The organism is Paenibacillus sp. FSL F4-0243 (assembly GCF_037963295.1).
Classification (GTDB): Bacteria; Bacillota; Bacilli; order Paenibacillales; family Paenibacillaceae; genus Paenibacillus_AQ.
In genome coordinates, this window is the sequence record NZ_CP150151.1 from 4,020,330 (window position 1) to 4,038,348 (window position 18,019).

Annotated in this window: 14 protein-coding genes; 3 read left to right on the forward strand and 11 right to left on the reverse strand. The window is 42.7% G+C overall.

Going from position 1 to position 18,019, the window contains the following annotated elements; all coding sequences use genetic code 11:
- Positions 1 to 2: 2 nt before the first annotated feature.
- The 7 genes from NSS87_RS17775 to NSS87_RS17805 form a co-directional block, all read right to left on the reverse strand.
- The gene (locus tag NSS87_RS17775) at positions 3 to 1,880 is read right to left on the reverse strand and encodes a HEAT repeat domain-containing protein (protein WP_339241731.1); all 1,878 of its coding nucleotides are present in this window, start codon (positions 1,878 to 1,880) and stop codon (positions 3 to 5) included.
- 48 nt (positions 1,881 to 1,928) lie between these two features.
- Entirely contained in the window at positions 1,929 to 3,368 is a 1,440-nt protein-coding gene (locus NSS87_RS17780; RefSeq protein WP_339241733.1) for an SWIM zinc finger family protein, read from the reverse strand.
- Positions 3,369 to 3,475: 107 nt separating this feature from the next.
- Positions 3,476 to 4,570 carry an NADH:flavin oxidoreductase gene (locus NSS87_RS17785; protein WP_339241735.1) on the reverse strand — a complete coding sequence of 365 codons (1,095 nt, stop codon included), beginning with the start codon at positions 4,568 to 4,570 and terminating at the stop codon, positions 3,476 to 3,478.
- A 166-nt stretch (positions 4,571 to 4,736) separates the two neighbouring features.
- On the reverse strand, positions 4,737 to 5,582 hold the full coding sequence (gene rhaD / locus NSS87_RS17790; protein ID WP_042128469.1) for a rhamnulose-1-phosphate aldolase: 846 nt from the start codon (positions 5,580 to 5,582) through the stop codon (positions 4,737 to 4,739).
- Between the two features lie 49 nt (positions 5,583 to 5,631).
- Positions 5,632 to 6,888, reverse strand: a complete 1,257-nt coding sequence (gene rhaA, locus NSS87_RS17795) for an L-rhamnose isomerase (protein ID WP_339241737.1) — start codon at positions 6,886 to 6,888, stop codon at positions 5,632 to 5,634.
- Between the two features lie 38 nt (positions 6,889 to 6,926).
- Complete coding sequence (gene rhaB, locus NSS87_RS17800) at positions 6,927 to 8,393, reverse strand: rhamnulokinase (protein WP_339241739.1); 1,467 nt, start codon at positions 8,391 to 8,393, stop codon at positions 6,927 to 6,929.
- Between the two features lie 27 nt (positions 8,394 to 8,420).
- Complete coding sequence (locus NSS87_RS17805) at positions 8,421 to 9,572, reverse strand: iron-containing alcohol dehydrogenase (protein WP_339241741.1); 1,152 nt, start codon at positions 9,570 to 9,572, stop codon at positions 8,421 to 8,423.
- A gap of 319 nt (positions 9,573 to 9,891) precedes the next feature.
- Here NSS87_RS17805 and NSS87_RS17810 point away from each other — a divergent pair, with 319 nt between their 5' ends.
- Positions 9,892 to 10,647 carry a DeoR/GlpR family DNA-binding transcription regulator gene (locus NSS87_RS17810; protein ID WP_076283464.1) on the forward strand — a complete coding sequence of 252 codons (756 nt, stop codon included), beginning with the start codon at positions 9,892 to 9,894 and terminating at the stop codon, positions 10,645 to 10,647.
- A gap of 85 nt (positions 10,648 to 10,732) precedes the next feature.
- Here the strand turns inward: NSS87_RS17810 and NSS87_RS17815 are convergent, their stop codons facing one another.
- The 3 genes from NSS87_RS17815 to zwf form a co-directional block, all read right to left on the reverse strand.
- Positions 10,733 to 11,377 (reverse strand): phospholipid methyltransferase, encoded by a 645-nt coding sequence (locus NSS87_RS17815; RefSeq protein WP_339241743.1) that lies wholly within the window; start codon positions 11,375 to 11,377, stop codon positions 10,733 to 10,735.
- 166 nt (positions 11,378 to 11,543) lie between these two features.
- Positions 11,544 to 12,437 (reverse strand): phosphogluconate dehydrogenase (NAD(+)-dependent, decarboxylating), encoded by an 894-nt coding sequence (gene gnd, locus NSS87_RS17820; protein WP_042188983.1) that lies wholly within the window; start codon positions 12,435 to 12,437, stop codon positions 11,544 to 11,546.
- A 72-nt stretch (positions 12,438 to 12,509) separates the two neighbouring features.
- Positions 12,510 to 14,045 carry a glucose-6-phosphate dehydrogenase gene (zwf, locus tag NSS87_RS17825; protein ID WP_339241746.1) on the reverse strand — a complete coding sequence of 512 codons (1,536 nt, stop codon included), beginning with the start codon at positions 14,043 to 14,045 and terminating at the stop codon, positions 12,510 to 12,512.
- A gap of 772 nt (positions 14,046 to 14,817) precedes the next feature.
- Here zwf and NSS87_RS17830 point away from each other — a divergent pair.
- A complete protein-coding gene (locus NSS87_RS17830) occupies positions 14,818 to 15,705 on the forward strand; it encodes a fructose bisphosphate aldolase (protein ID WP_042188985.1) in 888 nt (295 codons plus the stop codon).
- A gap of 145 nt (positions 15,706 to 15,850) precedes the next feature.
- On the opposite strand, the gene NSS87_RS17835 is transcribed toward NSS87_RS17830, so the two are convergent.
- Entirely contained in the window at positions 15,851 to 16,228 is a 378-nt protein-coding gene (locus NSS87_RS17835) for a DUF1304 domain-containing protein (protein WP_042188986.1), read from the reverse strand.
- Positions 16,229 to 17,127: 899 nt separating this feature from the next.
- Here NSS87_RS17835 and NSS87_RS17840 point away from each other — a divergent pair.
- Positions 17,128 to 17,985, forward strand: a complete 858-nt coding sequence (locus tag NSS87_RS17840) for an AraC family transcriptional regulator (protein WP_339241749.1) — start codon at positions 17,128 to 17,130, stop codon at positions 17,983 to 17,985.
- Positions 17,986 to 18,019: the final 34 nt, after the last annotated feature.

Here is an 18,019-nt window from a genome sequence, read left to right on the forward strand (position 1 = left end):
AGCTACACCTCTTCATTTGGGTTTGATGGTCCTTGCATGAGACGAATGACATACTCAAGTTGTTCTTCTGCAACCTCACTAAATCGAGGTAGAACAGTTATTATTCGACTCGCAAAACTCGCTGGAAGCTGACATAGCTGTTCAAATGTATACGGTTCAATTAATCGACATTCTGTATTTCTATCATCTTCCAAAGCCACTAGGAGAGCTTCTTGCAAATGTTGTTTATTTATCCCCGTACGTGCTAAGCCCATCAAGAGAATATTGGAAAACCGATGGCGGAATTCAGGATTATCGGTCAATTTACGAAGTAAATACTGCATTGCTTCGGCATGTCCCGGCCTTGCAAAGGCACTTACCAGTTCGTATTGATCCAGCTCTATAAAAGCATCAAGCCACCGTGAATCCCATTGAACAGCCAGTACCTCGGGCGGCTGCATTTCGATCTTATACATATATTGAATCTGGTCTACAGGTGAATTCCAAACTGCATCATAAGTCCCATGATATCGTTGAACTACAACTTCAGATATGGTGCGCAGCAGTTGCTGCGCCATTGAAGAAGCATGGCTAGTTGAAGATGGCGCATAATGCTTTAGAACTTCAACATATTGTTCATACACACGCTCTGGTGACAAGTAGAGATACGCATCTTTAAAAACATCATTCACATATCTTCTATTGTTTCTATAGTAGACAAGATCACGCTCAAGTGTTTGCTGTAATATACGTCTCGCTTCGATAGAATCTATCTGTCTAAAATAGGAGTTTGCTTCCTCGATCAATGAATTCCACTTTAGCTGATTCATATATAATGGATACTGCTCGAGAACATTAAAATATAGTTTCTCTAGTTCAGGACTGCGTTTGTAAGATAAAACCCGAAGATACTGGACTACCTTATTCCATAATCCGTCTTTCTTCTTCGTATCGCCCATAATCTCTGAGACAGTTTGAAGCATATCTGATAACTCTACAACAAGTCGTTTTGTGAGCTCTTGGGCTTGACATTGTCTCAATGCAGGAACTACAAGTTCACTATCTTTTCCCGTAAATGCCTCATGCAGCCGGTTCACCGCATTTACCGAGTCGCTCTTAGCCAGCGCATTATAGGCAGCTTCTCGAATCTTTTTCTTCTTATCTGTACTCCAAGCCAGTAATTCGATTTCATATTGTCCCTGACCTGCGAGCAGAGAAATAGCCATGGCTCGAACATCTTCTGATCCTGAATCTGCAGCTTGATAGATCAGATCCTGAACGCTATCACCACTTAATACTGCGATCACGTACAGCTTTCTCGTCTCTACTATTCCTCCAGCAGGATCAAATTGATCGATAAGGATCGGAATAATCTGAGGCCCATAAGCTGGCAGGATCTGCTTCATTACAAGCTCGGCGATCTCAACATATGGATCTTGGAGGGCTGCTAACGCGGGATGAATCATTCGAAGATCTTGAAACAATCCTGTCTCAAAAGCTTCCTTGATAATCTCATATCGTCCTCCCCCGCGAGTCTTTAATGCCGTCTGTACCGCTGACAGCTTACGATATGAGAACCGAGTAGGCAATCTCACCGGATGGACTTCCACCTCAAGCAGTTCACCATCAGGCGAAGTCGCCCCCTGTGTATATAGCACCGAGCTAAGCAGCACACTGAGCTCCTGTAGGTTCTGAGCAGAGGAAGATCCCTCGGAATGATCTGGTTCAATGACCGCAACGATTCCCTCTCCTAACCTTTTGAATATGGGAGCACGTTCGCCTAACTGTTGAAACTGTGGCAATAGCCGCTTTAAGCGGAAATCCTCAGCAGCGAGCTCACTTCCAGCTATATACAGCCGGTTTACTTCTTGATGAAGCTCTTGTAGTAAAGCTGTACTCATGGATATTCCTCCCAAAGTTTATGTGAAACTTATGCTTTCTTAATTTTTTTAATATAAGAGACGGATCATCTCCATCCCTTTGATAAGGGTTAACGGTTGTGCTTTCAATCGTCCTGTATCGAGTTGATGTTCAAACATAAGCAGCATCGTAGTATCCGATAATTCTTCGAGTGTAAAGTATTGTAACAGTGCAAGTGTATCCTGCTCGAGTGCTACTATTTGGTCTAACACCAAATGCTGGCCCGATTCGTCCGTAATGACGAACTGATCTTGCTGCGATTTGCTAATCTTATTCACATGCAGCAGCAACACAGGATTCTTGTCCGCTAGCGGATTCTTCAACTGATTTTTTATCTGCTTGAAGCAGTCGGAATAAGAATGAACTGCCTTAGAAACGATCCACTCTACATCCTGATTAGTCAGAGGCCGTGTTGACATATTCTCGAAACGAACTCTCCGGTTCCGGTCACCAGGATAACGATAGAAGGAAGGAATAAGTGCAACATCAGTGAAGCTATCTTCTTCATGAATATACTTAGCTGCTTTATAAGGACGATATTGGAGCGTACGATGTATATCACCTGTAGATTTTTCTATCCAGTAGCCGAGGTCTACAAATTCCTGTCTGGCTTCATCATCATAGCTTAGGAATGAAAGCTGGATCAGCTCTACATCCGAGCTCATCAGACCGTATTCCTTAAGCTCCGTTAGCTGCCAAGCATGACCAAGCCATTCTTCAATCGTAGATTCATGATTCAAAGACATATCCGGATCTTCCAGCTTCATTGTTAGATGAGCGCGCCCTTTCTTAATGAACGCATGAATTCGGGTTAGCTGCTCTATTGCTAATGAATAAGTTTTCTCACGATTGTCAGAAGAAGAGAGCAATAAAGCTAATCGTCTTAATTCAATTTGTGCACCAGTTAAATAATAATTGCCCATCATCTTCACGTGCACCTGAATATCCTTTACACCTTTGGCGTCTATTGTTCCAAGTCCTGCACGTATAAGCGATTGGGTCAATTTCTCCAGTACAGCCAAGCCCTCCAGTTGAGCTCCAATCTTTTTTTTAAGTGCGGACTTGTTCACTTTCTTGGGCTTAACATTAGCCCCTTCCGCAGCAAGCTCAGATTTTCGTTCTTCACGCTTACTCATCTTTTCTCGTTTAACAGCAAGATCTTCAGGTATCGTTGCAGATACGAAAGTCTCCTTGCCTACATAGGCATATAGCAATCCGAGGACATGCTTACAAGGAATCTGCCTACTTGGACAAGTACAACGCATCACCGGTTTGTCAGAAACAACAAAATCAGCAGAAGGATAATAGTTGCTGCTACCGCTACCACCACATTCACCAAACAGAACCACGCCGTCTTCCGACTGATTCAATTGGACGAATCGTCTCTTCTTAACTAGTCCTTGCCCGTTCTTAATTGCTGCACTGTTCGGTGCTAGAGTATCTATGAAGACTTCTGTGATATCTATCAACCCATATCCTCCTTACCTATTACGCTTTTTAATATCTATGATAATATTATCCCTTAATTAAAATTATTCTAAAAACAGAGCTGTCCATAACCCGCTGTTCTTTCCCTTTAGTATAGAGTTTTTGTCGATTCAGCCGTGAATGGAATGATCTCGTCTATTGCTCCACTTTGAACTTTGGCAGGCCAAGCCGGATCGCTTATTAATGCTCTACCCACAGCAACCAAATCAAATTCCTCACGGTCCATTCTTTCTAGTAATTCATTAATGTTATCTTCTGTCTTCTGCGCTGAGTCTTCTGCAAAAAAATCACTGTTAAGACCGATAGAACCCACCGTAATTGATGGTTTCCCCGTGATTTTCTTGGTCCACCCTGCGAGATTAAGCTCAGATCCCTCAAATTCAGGTTGGCTGAAGCGACGAGTGGAGCAGTGGAAAATATCAACGCCAGCATCGCTAAGTGGAGTAAGGAATCTTTCGAGCTCATCTGCATTTTTTGCCAGCTTCTCATCATAGGCACCCAATTTCCATTGAGAGAAGCGTAGCACGATCGGAAAATCTGGCCCAACCGCTTTACGGCAAGCTTCAATAACCTCTACTGCAAATGTAGTTCTACCAACCAAATCGCCACCGTAACGATCGGTACGTTTGTTCGTTCCTTCCCAGAAGAACTGGTCTATCAGATAACCATGTGCACCATGAATCTCGATACCATCAAAACCCACTTTTTTCGCGTTCTCTGCTGCTTGAGCAAATGCTGAAACTAAGCTTTCAACTTCAGCTGTAGTAAGTGGCTCTGTCACAGGTTCTCCTGCTAAATTCAGACCAGAAGGGCCAATAGGAAGGGCTTCAACATTTGGACCTTCCCCTATAGTTCGCGCCATTCCCACATGCCATAATTGGGGGATGATCTTACCTCCAGCTGCGTGAACTTCTTCTACTACCTGCTTCCAGCCCTCTAAAGCTGCTTCTTCATGTATATTGGGAATATTGGCGTGGCTGACTGCCGAAGGATGATTAATAGCTGTACCCTCGGTAACGATCAATCCTACTCCACCTTCTGCCCGTCTACGGTAATATGCGGCAACATTACTTCCTGGTACACCATCCGGTGAGTATACCCGAGTCATCGGCGCCATGACGATTCGGTTTGACAGCGAAAGATTCCCCACTTGAATAGGTGAAAATAATAGCTCTGTGTTCATACATATTACCTCCAATTGATTATTTGATTACTTTAAGTAAGGCTAATTATCTCCCCAGAAGATGGAAAATGCAAATTTTTAAGATCTTTGTGTAAGAAAAAATCATAAAAAAAACCGGACCTCGCAAAATCTGCGAACGCCCGGGTTTTATCCCATTACGAACTTCTTAAACCTCAAGAATACCAGCTTTTGGAGTTACTCCGAACGCCTTAGCTAAATCCCACAGTTGCTGATCCGTGATCTTTTGCTTAATTTCTCTTCCGCCAATCAAGTTGTAGATCGTAGCAGCCTTTTCTACAGTCTCAACTAGACCAAAGGTGGCATCCATAGTGGAGCCAGTGCCAAAAATCCCGTGCTGCGGCCAGATGACCAGGCGGTGATCCTTCATTTTCTTCGCGGTTTCGCGGCCGATTTCACTGCTGCCAGGAACAATCCATGGAATGACACTAACGCCATCCGGGAAAACAACAAGGCACTCTGTGCACATTTCCCAAAGCGTCTTCGTGAACTTCAATTCATCCAGATCATGCGTGAAGGTCATCGCGATAACATTCGTAGCGTGTGTATGCAATACGATACGGTGCGTAGGGTCCACCTTCAGTCGCTCAATATGGCTCATGAAATGGGAAGCCAATTCACTAGTAGGTACAGCGCCGTTCCGTAATCCCCATAACACTTCTACGCTTTCACCATTGGCACTAACACGAAGCACACCGAGATTAGCTTCCGGATCTTTGATCACATTTCTGAAATACTTGCCAGAACCTGTCACGATGAAGTATTTGCCGGCTAATTCTTTTACAGGGAAGGTAAGTTTAATGGTGCGTAGTGGCTCTAGAACGTTAATATATTTAGCAACCTCATTCTCATCCAGCAGATAGCTGACATTACCGCCATTCAGCTCATCCCAGCCAAGCTCCCACATATGACGGGTAATCTCTGACATTTCCTGAATAAATGGAGCCTCACTACTGGCAATATACCCTTTGGATTCTAAAACAGATGTACTCATTGTCAATCTCTCCTTTGTATATGTTGCTCTCCACATCCACTCTAACACTCTATCTTGCAGACAGAACTTCCTGCTCATAACGCTTCACTTCAGCCAGCCATTGCTCACGAACGGGTGTATCTTGCGATGCACAATAATAATCCCACACGGCTCCAAACGGATACGATTTGAATTCTTCCACCAACGCTAGTCGTGAAGTGTAATCACCAAGCCGCTCGATTCGCTTCAATTCTTCCACCGGTTCGAGCATTGCGCGAAGTAACGCCTTAATGGTATTACGTGTACCAATCACCCAAGCAGCGATATGATTAATACTGCCATCAAAGAAATCAAGTCCGACATTCGTTCGGGAGAGTAAATCCCCACGTACCAATTCACGGGCGATTTCTAGCAGCTCGTCATCCATAGTTACAACGTGGTCACTGTCCCAACGGACGGGTCTGCTTACATGCAGCAGCAGCTGCTCACTAAACATAAGAATCGAAGATAGCTTATTTGAGATCATCTCAGTAGGATGGAAATGTCCGGCATCCAAACAGATGGCTTTGCCGCGAGTTAAACCATAGCCCATATAGAACTCATGTGAACCAACCACATAACTCTCAGAACCGATTCCGAACAATTTACTTTCTACAGCATCAATATTATAAAGAGGATTTATTTCCACACTAAAAATCTCATCCAGTGACTCCTTTAACCGCACTCTTGGACCTAAACGATCAACTGGTGTATCTTTATATCCGTCTGGTACCCAAAAGTTAGTCACGCACGGTTGACCCAGTTCTTTACCAAAATGCGCGGCAATCGTCCGAGAAGCCTTACAATGCTTAATCCAGAAGTTACGAATCTCATCGTCCGAGTGACTTAGCGTAAAACCGTCTGCAGCTTTAGGATGTGAGAAGCAAGTAGGATTAAAATCAAGACCCAGCCCCTGCTCCTTCGCCCAGTCTACCCAAGATTGGAAATGGCGTGGCTCCAATTCATCTAAATCAACTTTTTCATCTGTATCTGCATAGATCGCATGTAAATTTACTTTATGCTTGCCTGGAATGAGGGATAGTGCCTTTTCTAAATCTTGGCGCAATTGATCTGGCGTGCCAGCTCGACCGGGATAACTTCCTGTTACTGCTATTCCCCCGCTTAGTTCTTTATCTTTAAAAAGAAACCCTTGTACATCATCGCCCTGCCAGCAATTGATGGAAATCTTAATTTGCGCGAGCCGCTCCAGCACTTTCTCCACATCAATCCCATGGGCTGCGTATAATTTTTTGGCTTCATTATAGCTAGTGATAATACTCTGATCCATGCTGTAGTTCCTCCTAAAATCATATAGCGTAAGTTTAATTAGATTTGATGTTGTATTTTGGACAACTGAAGCTCTTTCCAGCGAATTAGAATGTCTTCAAGATGGGCGGTCGGGCGCGGTGTATACGCCTTTATCTCAAATGATTCGGCGATAATATCTCTTGCTTCATTAATATCAGTTATGCTTCCCGTGCTAATCATCTGCACCACTATATTACCAAGTGCTGTGGATTCCGTTGGGCCAGCCTTAACTTCTCTGCCTATAACATCAGCAGTCAGTTGGCATAACAGGCTGTTGTTAGCACCCCCACCCACAATTTGCAGAACCTCGATTCGGCTTTCTAATAGTTCTTCTAGTTCTTCCAAGTAAGTAAGGTACGATAATGCTAAGCTGTCAAAAATACAGCGAGCCAACTGACCTGGCGTCTCAGGAACAGGCTGCCCGCTCTCTGCGCAGGCATTACGAATCTCTTCTATCATATTTGAAGGATTGAGAAATCTCGGGTCATTACAAGAGATCAGGCTTCGGAAACCTTCCTCTCCCTCTGCAAGCTCGGCTAGCTCCGCAAAGCTATATCGTTCGTTCATCAACCTGCGAACCTCTTGGATGAGCCATAGGCCCATAATATTTTTGAGGAATCTGTAGGTTCCGTATGCGCCCCACTCATTGGTATAGTTGGCCTCCATGGCTTTCATAGAATTAAGAGGCTGAGTTCGTTCCACACCGAGTAAAGACCATGTTCCGCTGCTAATATACGCTGAGTTCTTTTGGAGAGGAGCACCCAGCACTGCAGAAGCTGTATCATGTGTGGCTACACAGATCAGTAGGCAATCCGGAAGATCATATTCCTGAATTAGTGCTTCATCGAGGGGGCCAATAATTACTCCAGGTTCAGTCAATATAGCGAATTGATCTCTTTTAATATTCAGAAAATCCAACAGGTCATCGTCGAAATCTCGACTCTTTAGATTCAATAACTGAGTTGAAGATGCGTTAGTAACCTCATTGATCTTGCGACCCGTTAATCTGTAATACAGATAATCAGGCACGAGTAAGATTTGATCCGCTTGGGCTATTTCTTCTTCACTGTGAACATAAAGCTGATACAACGTATTAAAAGATAACTGTTGAATACCAGTCTTTTCATATATGGTTTGAGGTGAAATGTGCTTTGCTACCTTATCCATAGCCAGATCGGTTCTACGATCACGATAAGCGTAAACTTCCTGGATACGATGCCCTTCCGCATCCACGAGTACATAATCTACAGCCCATGTATCTATACCCAGCGTACACGCTGTAATTCCTTGAGCCTTGGCTTCCTGAAGCCCTATAATGATCTGATCGAATAAATAATCTATGTCCCAGAAACAAGAATCCTCTTGTTCTATAAAACGATTTCTAAACCGATGAAGCTCCTCTAAGGTGAGGACGCCCTCTTGCAGTATTCCGCGTACTAACCGCCCACTAGAGGCACCAATATCAACGGCGATATGATTATTCATAAAGAATCTCCTAAAGAAAGGGATGAGTTATAGCATTTTTTTGAATAGAGTAATAACTTCTTCCTTCGTTGGAATAAAAGGGTTACCCGGTGCACAAGCATCCTTCATGGAGTTCTCTGCTAAAAGATCAAGATCGACCTCATCTACTCCAAGCTCAGATAGTTTAGATGGAATGCCTACTTCTTTAGACAACGCCTTGATCGACTCAATTACGAAGTCCGCGCATTCCTTATCAGTTTGACTCTCAACGTTTAACCCCATCGCTTTAGCAATAGCCCTGAATTTCTCAGGCACATATTTGGCATTCTCTTCTTCCACATATGGGAGTAGCATTGCGTTACATACGCCATGTGGCAGATCATATACACCGCCAAGCTGATGCGCCATCGCGTGCACATAACCAAGCCCTGCATTATTGAAGGCAAGTCCGCCTAGGAAAATCGCATACACCATTTGCTCACGAGCCTCAATATCATGGCCATTCTTCACGGTACGGGCCAAGTTAGCGAAAATAATCTCCACTGCGGCTAGTGCCGTAGCGTCAGTTACCGGATATGCTCCTGGCGTTACTAGTGCCTCAATTGCATGCGTCAAAGCGTCCATTCCTGTTGCTGCCGTAAGTGCAGCGGGTTTATCTACCATAAGCTCTGGATCGTTAACTGAGATTGTAGCAATACTGTTCTTATCCACCATTACCATCTTCACTTTGCGTTCTTCGTCTGTGATTACATAGTTAATAGTGACCTCAGCTGAAGTCCCTGCGGTGGTATTCACAGCAACGATCGGCAGCGATTTATGTTTCGACTTGTGTACGCCCTCATATTCTTTGATGTGACCGCCATTTGTGGCAAGGATACCAATGGCTTTAGCAGTATCCTGTGGCGACCCACCGCCGATGGAAATCAGAGAATCACAATTCTGCGCTTTGAGATAATCTACGCCATCGTGGACATTTTTACAGGTCGGATTGGGCTTCACTTCATCATAAATGGCATATTCAATTCCCGCATCGTCCAATACCGCCAACAATTTACCAGCAATACCGCTCTTCATAAGAAATTTGTCTGTAACGACAAGTGCCTTCTTCAAATTAAGTTCTTGAATGTAAGGACCAATCTCCTGTAAGCATCCCTTGCCCATAATATTGATCGATGGAACGTAATACACATGCGTGCTCATTGCTTGACCAGCCTCCTAATGAGTTCAATAAACGTTGTATTTCGTCTGCAGCGCCTCAGGCTGGCCTCTGAATAGCAGCTGAGCCGGCTTTGCATCACACTAACTCGATTAATCTCTAAGGGAATTATTTCCTTCTTCATCGTATGCTCCTAAATCTTTGTTGTCAACATTTTAAATATTAATTATGTTGTTTTTGTTTGTTTTATATCTGTTTTGTGAATATTATTGGAAAGTACAGATGTTTTTAAGTTGTTTTTATTGCAAAACACAGATATTAAGCGCTATGATTGTAAAATATAGCTTTGGAAAGGTGATTCCTATGCTTGCAGCCGAAAGACGCAAAAAAATTATAGATCTCGTCCATCAAGATAAACGCGTTCTAGTCTCCGATCTAAGTAAAATGTTTGAGGTCACTGAAGAAACGATACGCAGAGATTTGGAGAAGCTAGAGAAGGATGGCATCCTTAGTCGTACCTATGGTGGTGCTATGCTGAATCGCCATACGAATGAGGATCTGCCTTTTGTTACACGTAATGCCTTGAATACAGATATTAAACGGGGAATCGCTTTGAAGGCGCTCGATTTAATCAATGATGGAGATACATTAATGGTAGATCCAAGCTCTACAGCCTTTGAGTTTCTAAAATTGCTGGGAAACAAAAACAATCTAACCATCATCACAAATTCTATTAATATTTTGCATGAGTTCTCGAATTCAGGGATGGATATCATCTCTACTGGCGGTTCACTTCGTTACCGATCGTTGTCGCTGGTGGGACCGGTAGCCCATGACACCATTCAAAGATACAATGTGGATACAGCGGTAATCAGTTGCAAAGGAATGGATATGGAACGAGGCATCACAGATTCCAACGAACCAGAGTGTGAGCTCAAGAAGTACATGCTACGACAAGCCAATAAGGTCATACTCCTGGCGGATCACACCAAATTCGATAAAACTGCTTTTACAAAGCTGGTTGAGCTTGCCCATATTGATTTCTTGATTACTGACCGTAAGCCTTCTGAAGCTTGGCTAAAACGTCTGAACGAGGACAATATTGAGGTTCTCTATTAACAGAGGTAATAACATACTGAGCCTAATTTAAAAAATGCCGTTCCCCAGTGAGTATGGGTGACGGCATTTGTTGAATTTTTCATCCTTATCTTTCCGTAGAAACCTGAGAAATTGATATTACATCTATGGAAGAATGAATATGATCTGATTGCTTTACTTGTGTAAAAGCCTTCTTCCTACAAATATAAACAAGCGCTGGCGGGAAATTTAACAGCACCCATTTAGCACTCACAATATCAAAATGCTGCATTAATTCCTTCTTCATTTGAGGAAAATATTCAAAAGTGATGAACCACCCGCCCTCTTTTAAAGAAGATATGATTTGTTCAATGTAAAGCGTCCGATCTGAGGCTGAGAAATTCCTAAAAGACAAGCTGCTCACGATGCAGTCTAACTTCTCCAACCTTCTATTATGAAGCGCAAGCCGTAGCCGCAAACAATCGTTATAAAAAATACGGTCAGGGAAATTAAGTCTTAGTTGATGACGAAAATCAGGATCCTTCTCAAACAGGAGCACATTCATCTCGGTCTCTTCCCCGCTTGGAATAAATCTTGTGATGGCTCCAGTACCCGCACCCAGTTCAGCTATATTATGAATTTGTTGCCACGGAATGATGTCGAGCATCGTTTTTGCCAGCCAGCGCGAACTGGGAGTCACGCTTCCTAATTGTCGGGGTGCATGCAGAAATTTATACAGAAAATGAAGTCTTTCTCGAATTCCGCTTCGCATGTCAACTCCCCCTTATCGTAATTTCCCCATCTAACTCTAAAATATGTTAAAAAGGTTAAAGTCGTACTCGATCTATTCTCTCCATTTATTAATTTTTGCAAAACAAAAGCCCAAATCTCACCGCAGAATGAATTGCGAGGAAATTCGGGCTAATGATTAACGTTATTTACTTCGTTTCAACGGCATGTCCACCAAATTCATTACGAAGTGCAGCCACTACTTTACCAGTGAAGGTATCGGTCTCTAGTGAACGGTAGCGCATTAATAACGCCATCGCGATCACTGGTGTTGCAGCTTGCAGATCAAATGCAGTTTCGAGCGTCCATCTGCCTTCTCCGGAGGAGTGCATAATCCCTTTGATCTCATCCAATTTAGCATCTTTCGAGAACGCACGTTCAACCAGTTCCATCAGCCAAGAACGGATGACAGAACCATGATTCCACACCCGGGCGACTTCCTCAAAGTTATAATCAAACTCACTCTTTTCCAGCACCTCAAAGCCTTCACCGATGGCAGCCATCATGCCGTATTCGATACCGTTATGAACCATTTTTAGAAAATGGCCACTACCAGCTTTGCCGGCATATAAAAAGCCGCTTTCCACAGCTGTATCACGGAAGATGGGCTCCACAACCTCCCAAGCTTCAGGATCTCCACCAACCATGTAACAAGCGCCGTTACGCGCTCCTTCCATCCCTCCGGATGTACCTGCGTCCATGAAGCTGATTCCATGTTCCTTCAATTGCTCATATCGGCGAATGGATTCCTTATAATGTGAATTGCCCGCTTCAATGACGATATCTCCTTTTGATAACAAAGGTGTGATCTCAGCAATGACAGAGTCCACAACCTGATGTGGAACCATAATCCAAATGATTCTAGGCGTTTCCAATTGTTGTACCAACTCAGGGAGCGTTACTGCTCCACTGGCACCTTTAGCTTTCATTTCCTCTACAGCAGGTGCATTCAAATCAAATGCAACAACCTCATGTCCATGATCCAGCAAATTCTGGCCCAAATTGAAGCCCATTTTTCCTAATCCAACTAATCCTACTTTCATGTAATTCCCCTCCGATATATAGATTCTTATGATGTAATTTCTCCAAAATTGGTAAAAAAAACAGGCAGGGGCTTACGCCCCTGGCCGTATAGATTCCTGCGTTGCTGCAACTTCTGCCTGAGCAGAGAGAACTTCTGCCTCCTGATCTGCCTCATCGAACCACCAGCGATCCTCACCCAATAGCTCCATAGCCGCATCTGGACCATATGAACCTGAAGCATAAGTGTGAAGTGGCATAAGCCCCTCTTCCATCGCTTCCTGAATAGGTGTAACCCACTGCCATGACAGTTCTACTTCTCTCCAGTGAGCGAAGAAGGTAGCATCTCCACGAAGTGCATCGAAGATTAGATTCTCGTAGGCTTCCGGAACATCTGAAGTACCCGCTTCATAAGTAGCGCGGACAGGCTCAAGCTTTCCTTTTTGCAGCTGATCTTTCGTGTTAAGTTGTAGCGTTATGGCTTCATTCGGTCCAATCTCAATAATCAGTAAATTCGGTACATCATTTCCTTTATTCAAGTTATTACTATCATTAAACGGTTCTTTAAACTCAATAACAATACGTGTGGATTTCTCCTTCATTCTCTTACCTGTACGAACATAGAAAGGTACATCATTCCAGAGCGGATCATCTATAAATAAACGCGCTGCGATAAACGTCTCATTTTGCGAGGATTGGTTAATTCCTGGCTCATTCAAATAACCTGCAACAGGGTTCCCTTTGATTTCACCTTCTGTATATTGTCCACGGACAACATGTTTATTAACCTCATCTTTGCTAATTGGAATGAGATGCTCCATGACGTATATTTTCTTCCCACGGATTTCTTCAGGTGTACTGCCTTTAGGAAGCTGCATCGCCATCATCATCATCAACTGCAGCATATGGTTCTGGAACATATCACGAAGTGCGCCAGCTTTATCGTAATAGCCTGCCCGTTCTTCAACGCCCACAGTCTCACTCGCTGTAATTTGAACATTCGCGATATATCTATTTTTCCACAGCGCTCTTAGCACTGGATTAGAATACTTCAGAACTTCCAAATTCTGCACCATCGGTTTACCTAGGAAGTGGTCAATCCGGAAGATTTCTTCTTCAGTAAATACGGCATTCAAGCTATCATTCAGCTCTCTTGCAGATTTCAAATCTGTGCCAAAAGGCTTCTCAATAATCAGACGCTTCCAGCCTTTCGTGGAACCCAGACCGCTTGAGTGAATATTAGCTGCGATTTCCTTGAAGAACTCAGGACCCACAGACAAATAGAACATCCGATTCTCCGGAATATTGAACAATTGCTCGCGACGTTTAACATGCTCCAGCAGCTTGGAGTAATCTTCGGTATTCCCTACGTCTAGTACGCTATATTCAAAAGCCTCCAAGAACACCTGCAATTGCGGTGAGTCAACGGCTGGTTGTCTAGAAAAAGTCTGTAAGGATTGCAGTACTTGCTTACGGAAGGCTTCGTTCGAAACTTCTCTTCTTCCTAATCCAATCACAGAAAGAGGACCTGAAATTTGACCATCTAAAAAGAGGTTATATAGTGCAGGATAGATTTTACGTTTTGCCAAATCTCCTGTAGCGCCGAATAGCACAAATGTTGATGATTCCACTTTCATTCCTCCTGTTGTTATACATTATTTATATACTTACTTTTAATTACTAACATACTCAGTAGAATCAATCATACGACTGATATTTTCATACGTCAACCTCATTTCGACATTTACGAAAAGTTATTATTTTCACAAAGCTATGAATTGGTAATTATGATTAATGTCACAAAGAAAATAGTATTGGATCATTCGCATTAAATTACTCGGATATTCATGTTGATTAAAGAAAAATCTCAATCTCAGTGCGGCTTTAGCCAATTTCGATCCACCCCCTCCGATTAGAAAATCATCACACCAGCCACTTTGTAACAAGAATAAAATTTCCAGTCGCCACCTTCACTCGCGCTCCCTCGTATCTTCAAACTAACTTTAAGTAATTGATCATTTTGAAATGGACGACGTCCATAAAATATTACAAATCGATCTTGCTTTTAATCTCAACTTAGATTTTTAAGCATAAAAAAGGTCATCTTCGAGGAAGATTATCAGAGTACGCTTCGGAGAGATGATAAGAGCTATTACAGTCCGATTTCTCTCAAAAATGCGCCAACTAAACAAATAGCTGCAATGCAGTCCTTTACGTCAACTCGCGCTGATCTCCTTGGTTGATTCGGACTAAGAAGTCCTTAATTCTTTGGTTGCTACCAACTCATGTTGGACGGTTACCTCCTTGTTCACCCTGCCTCTTGTTTAAGGCCAGTATTTTAAGTGTTATAATTAAAGAACGCATGAATTTCCATTCAGTTTACGAAAGGAAGGAGATTTTTTCATGAATATGAAGCAATGGGATCGAATTCGGACGGGACAGGGATTTATAGCTGCCTTGGACCAAAGTGGTGGAAGTACACCTAAAGCGCTGCTGCAATATGGCATTAAAGAGGACAGCTACTCCAATGAAGATCAAATGTATGCAATGGTTCACGAGATGCGAACGCGCATTATCAAAAGCCCTGCATTTGATTCGAAGTATATACTGGGTGCAATCTTATTTGAGAACACAATGGACCGTCTCATCGACGGAAAATATACTGCTGATTATCTGTGGGAGGAAAAAGGCATTGTCCCATTTCTGAAAATAGATAAAGGACTTGCCGAGCCAGAAAACGGGGTACAGCTCATGAAGCCAATTCCCGGCTTAAATGATCTTCTGAAGCGGGCCAGCGAACGGAATATCTTTGGAACGAAAATGCGCTCGGTGATTAAAGAAGCCAATCCTTCCGGCATCAAAAAAGTGGTTGAACAGCAGTTTGAAGTCGGCAAGCAAATTTTAGAAGCGGGACTGGTTCCGATTATCGAGCCTGAGGTTGATATCCATTCTGCTGATAAAACAGCGTCGGAAAAGCTGTTAAAAGAAGAACTTTCAGCTCAATTGTCTAAGCTGGGCCAAGACGTAAAGGTCATGCTTAAGCTCTCAATACCCACGGAGAATAACTTCTACCGCGAGTTAATGGACGATCCTCACGTTTTAAGAATTGTCGCTTTGTCCGGCGGTTACACTCAAGCTGAGGCCAACGATAAACTCGCCCATAATCAAGGATTAATCGCCAGCTTCTCACGTGCTTTATCGCAAGGATTAAGTTCAGGGCAGTCAGACGAAGAGTTTAACGCACTCCTCTCCAAATCCGTAGAAGCGATTTATGCTGCCTCTATTCAATAAGCAGCTCTTCCCCTCGTGAAGACGTAAGACATAAAAAGGCTGTTTCCCTGACAGGTAATTACCTGCTGGGAAACAGCCCTTTTTTTTAATTTGGATTAACTTTTTTTAAGGGTATTGCTCGCAAACAGTTAGTTGCCGCTTCTGCTTAAGTCACAGGAAAATAAGTCGAAACTACTAGTATTAAAGCGATGAAAGCTGGAAGGCCTTGCATAAACAAAATAGATTTTTTCACCGTCAGTGCACCATAAATCGCCGCCACTATAACAGTGCAGAGGAAAAAGATTACAACTTGGTGGCCGAAATTCACATTCGGATGAACCAGTCCCCAAATTAAACCAGCAGCTAAAAATCCATTATACAACCCTTGATTCGCTGCTAGAGTTTTAGAAGCATCCGCAACTTCCTGCGTCATTCCAAAAACTCGAAGCCCTTTGGGCTTTGACCAAGCGAACATTTCCAAATAGACAATATAAATATGTATTAACGCAACAAGACCGACCATGATATTACCTGCTATGATCATTTGATTAACTCCCCTTAATTTAAATTGTGTACAATTTAATTGTATCACACATTAATTGAAAGTTGTACATTCCATCATCATTTTCATATTAAAGCCACTCAAATCCCCTTCTTAGTAATCAACAAAAGAATGCGGAAATCAAGCTACTGATTTATGAAGTTTTAAAGTCCTATTCGTCTGGTCAACTAATAGAATCTTAACTATAATTAAATGTACGAGACGAAGAACGTCCCGATTCATTCCTTTTTGAATGGATCGGGACGTTCTTTTGTTGAATTCGAAGTGCTCGATTGGCGGGGTCAATCCTATTTCTGTGACTTTGCATACATCACTCGGTATGTGAAGCTAGTCATCGAAATCAAAGGTTTTGGTCCACATGTCAGTTAGTCTGGAGAGTGTGGCGGAACGGGAAATCATCCGACTTGCCTATACGCTTGCTCGCCCATTACGCCCAATTGATGTAGAGATTCATTTAAATATCAATCATCTGTTGTAAAGTATGAACTCCAGCCCAACGCGATGAACCGCTTGTAGAAATCCTGCAATTTTACATCTTTTAAGTCCTATATTCATCCACGGAGGAGTTTTCCTGCATAAATACAGTTTTTCACTAATTTTAAGATAACCAAGGTTAATTTAGAGTCATATTCGTGTATATTTGCAGCAATATCCTTAACCAACACCTAATGAACTGATAAAAACTGCACTTTTGCAGTTTTCAAGTCGAGTTCAGCTTTAAGCTTTTGAATTCTGGATTCTGGGCTTCTGTTTATGTAATCTAACATGGCGGCCTGTCTCCCGATAGAATTGCTCATTTCATTTTTATTGTATCGCTTTCATAACCCTTAAAGTTATAATGGAATAAAAAAATGTTTGTATTTTGTCATCTTGGAGGGCCTATGAAGCAGCTATTCGAAGCCGTTGTTTTTGAAGAACATAAGACCTTAGTTTGGGATTACAAAATATATACAGATGACTATTACAAAGGTTATTATCACTGGCATCAATGCTGTGAAATCATGTTCGTGCATGGCGGTCAGGGAAATGTTGTTGTCAATCAGCAGATGTACGATATCCGCAGGGGGATGTTATTCTTTTTCCAGCCCTATCAGCTGCACCGGATCTATTCTGAGGTCTCTCCCGCTTGTCCTTTTGAAAGATCCATCTTCTATATTGATCCACATGTTGCGGAGAACCTGCTAGTGGGCTTTTCGAAAAGAAAAGCTTTATTCACAACACTTTGGCGAGGGGAAAATACGTATTGCGCCATTGATCTTGAAAATCGTGTTGAAATTGTGGAGTGGATTCTGGAGCAATATGATCACAATAAAAAAAGAAATCCAAGCGAAAATACCGAAGACATTTCGATGTTAATCCTTCAATTATTGAGCAGTATCAAGACAGGAGATCAGCAGATATTCCAATCAGGAGAACGGCGGACCTTGCGCTATTCTGAAAAAATCATGAGCTTTATCGAAGAGCATTATCATGAGGAGGTTAATCTGGATCAGCTGGCTGAGGAAATTCATTTGTCCAAATCCTATATCTCTAGAATCTTTCATCAAGAGACCGGCGGACGGCTCGTGGATTATTTGACAGCCCGGAGAATCAAACAAGCCTGCCGCTTGTTAGGAACGACAGACCTGCCTGTGGAGCAAATCGGAATCATTGTCGGTTTCCCGAACGCCTCCTATTTCAATCACTTGTTCAAAAAAGTCCTCGGAACAACGCCATTAAAATATAGAAAGAATAATTAACGCCAACATTTTCACCATCCTCCAACCCTCCATC

Bases quoted from the DNA above. Each gene is read 5' to 3' on its own strand.
- NSS87_RS17775 (WP_339241731.1), bottom strand. From the start codon at position 1,880: ATGAGTACAGCTTTACTACAAGAGCTTCATCAAGAAGTAAACCGGCTG.
- NSS87_RS17785 (WP_339241735.1), bottom strand. From the start codon at position 4,570: ATGAACACAGAGCTATTATTTTCACCTATTCAAGTGGGGAATCTTTCG.
- rhaD (WP_042128469.1), bottom strand. From the start codon at position 5,582: ATGAGTACATCTGTTTTAGAATCCAAAGGGTATATTGCCAGTAGTGAG.
- rhaA (WP_339241737.1), bottom strand. From the start codon at position 6,888: ATGGATCAGAGTATTATCACTAGCTATAATGAAGCCAAAAAATTATAC.
- rhaB (WP_339241739.1), bottom strand. From the start codon at position 8,393: ATGAATAATCATATCGCCGTTGATATTGGTGCCTCTAGTGGGCGGTTA.
- NSS87_RS17805 (WP_339241741.1), bottom strand. From the start codon at position 9,572: ATGAGCACGCATGTGTATTACGTTCCATCGATCAATATTATGGGCAAG.
- NSS87_RS17810 (WP_076283464.1), top strand. From the start codon at position 9,892: ATGCTTGCAGCCGAAAGACGCAAAAAAATTATAGATCTCGTCCATCAA.
- NSS87_RS17815 (WP_339241743.1), bottom strand. From the start codon at position 11,377: ATGCGAAGCGGAATTCGAGAAAGACTTCATTTTCTGTATAAATTTCTG.
- gnd (WP_042188983.1), bottom strand. From the start codon at position 12,437: ATGAAAGTAGGATTAGTTGGATTAGGAAAAATGGGCTTCAATTTGGGC.
- NSS87_RS17830 (WP_042188985.1), top strand. From the start codon at position 14,818: ATGAATATGAAGCAATGGGATCGAATTCGGACGGGACAGGGATTTATA.
- NSS87_RS17835 (WP_042188986.1), bottom strand. From the start codon at position 16,228: ATGATCATAGCAGGTAATATCATGGTCGGTCTTGTTGCGTTAATACAT.
- NSS87_RS17840 (WP_339241749.1), top strand. From the start codon at position 17,128: ATGAAGCAGCTATTCGAAGCCGTTGTTTTTGAAGAACATAAGACCTTA.